Source organism: Paracoccus sp. S4493 (genome assembly GCF_000967735.1).
In the GTDB taxonomy this organism is placed as follows: Bacteria; Pseudomonadota; Alphaproteobacteria; order Rhodobacterales; family Rhodobacteraceae; genus Paracoccus; species Paracoccus marcusii.
The window spans coordinates 1-1,663 of record NZ_JXYF01000267.1 but is presented as its reverse complement, the minus strand read 5'-3'; the positions used below and the strand labels follow the sequence as shown (position 1 = coordinate 1,663).

General features: G+C 50.7%; 1 protein-coding gene and 1 pseudogene. One reads left to right on the top strand and one right to left on the bottom strand.

From position 1 onward, the window contains the following. The first annotated feature begins 176 nt into the window (after positions 1–176). The gene (locus tag TW83_RS16960) at positions 177–1,085 is read left to right on the top strand and encodes an MBL fold metallo-hydrolase (RefSeq protein WP_042250083.1); all 909 of its coding nucleotides are present in this window, start codon (positions 177–179) and stop codon (positions 1,083–1,085) included. A 208-nt stretch (positions 1,086–1,293) separates the two neighbouring features. Here the strand turns inward: TW83_RS16960 and TW83_RS20145 are convergent. Beyond that, a pseudogene (locus TW83_RS20145) lies at positions 1,294–1,563 on the bottom strand (IS3 family transposase); the annotation flags it as partial. Positions 1,564–1,663 lie beyond the last annotated feature (100 nt).

The window sequence follows — 1,663 nt, the reverse complement described above, 5'->3', positions numbered from 1 at the left end:
ACTTGGGGAATGTGGGTTACCACGCCTTGCCTACTGGCTGCTAGATAATTTTCCGGCTTTGGGTAGCATTGGATGAAATGGCGTATTGTCTGTATTACAACATGACAATACGTGTCTAATCGATCCTCTCATCTAATAGTTAAGATAAAAAAATAAAAATCTATGGAAAAGCAGCTATGACCGAGTATCATCATTTGACCCGCCACTCTCCAACCACCGGCCGCGGTAGCCCGGATGTCTGGGGTATATATGAAGGGGCCAGCGGCTCGATTCAGTATGTTGTGGCTTGCCCAGAGACTAAGGCCGCAGTTGTTATCGATACCGTCCTGAATTTTGACCCTGCCGCTGCCCGCACCTCTACTGAAAGTGCTGAGCTAACATTAGCACTGATCCAAGAGAACGGGCTGGTATTGAATCGGATTCTTGATACGCATCCGCACGCTGATCACCTTATGGCATCCCACTGGCTTAAGCAGCGCACCGGCAAGCCCAACGCAATCGGAGAGAAAATCCAAAACATCGCCAAGCTTTGGCGCGAATACTATAATGAGCCGGAAGCTTTCCAGCCCGAGCGTTATTTTGACTTGCTCTTTGCGAACGGTGATACGTTCGAAGTTGGCTCTCTATCCTTCCGTGTCATACTCTCGCCTGGCCATACATTGGGTTCTATCACGTATATTGTTGGTGACGCAGTCTTTGCTCATGACACACTTATGTATCCTGACGTGGGCTCATCCCGTGCCGACTTTCCCGGAGGAAGCGCGGCTCAGCTTTGGGAATCAATTCAAGAAATTCTTTCATTTCCTAGAGAAACTCGTATTTTCATTGGACATGACTACGGTACCGATGAGCGTCCCGAGCCGATGTGGGAAGCGACAGTGGATGAGCACTTGAAATTTAACAAGCATGTGAAGGAAGGAGTAACGAGGGCAGATTTTATTGCGGCTCGTGAAAAGCGGGATGCCGTACTCAGCTTGCCTGATCGTATGCTATACGCCCTTCAGGTCAACTTGCGCGGCGGCGCGCTTCCAGCGCCCGAAGCCGATGGCAACAGTTACCTCAAGATCCCCATCAACAAGTTCTAATAGCCTCTAGGTATACTTACCTGATCACAGGCAGATTTGTGCAAACATCCCTGAGCTACCAGAGAACTGCTATCAATCTTTCAGCCGTCTGAGCCTATAGGTTTTTGTGGCATTGACGGAATGGCAGTCTCTGTCATCCACTACCATTCATCAGGCTCCTTTAGCAGAAGTGGACCTGTCGCGGTCCTGTTCCGATCAGGTGCTCATGTTAAGCGGCCTTTCGTTCGAATGCCACGGGGCTTTTCCAGCCCAAGGCTGAATGTTTGCGGCGGAAGTTATAGAATCCGTTAATGTATTCGAAGAGGGCAACTTCGACCTCCCTGCGGGTCTGCCAGTTTCTGCGCCAAACCATTTCCGCCTTAAGGGATTTGAAAAAGCTCTCGACAGCAGCGTTGTAGCAATTTCCCTTTCCACTCATGGACGCGGTCAGGCCGTGGTTCCGCATAATTTTTTGGTAGTCATGGGAACAGTATTGGGCGGACTCAATCGGTCGTCGCAACATGGTCAGTTTCGGCGTTCGTGAGCAGCGCGTCCAGTGCCTCTGCCGGGGTTCTCCAGCCGAGGGTTTTGCGCGGACG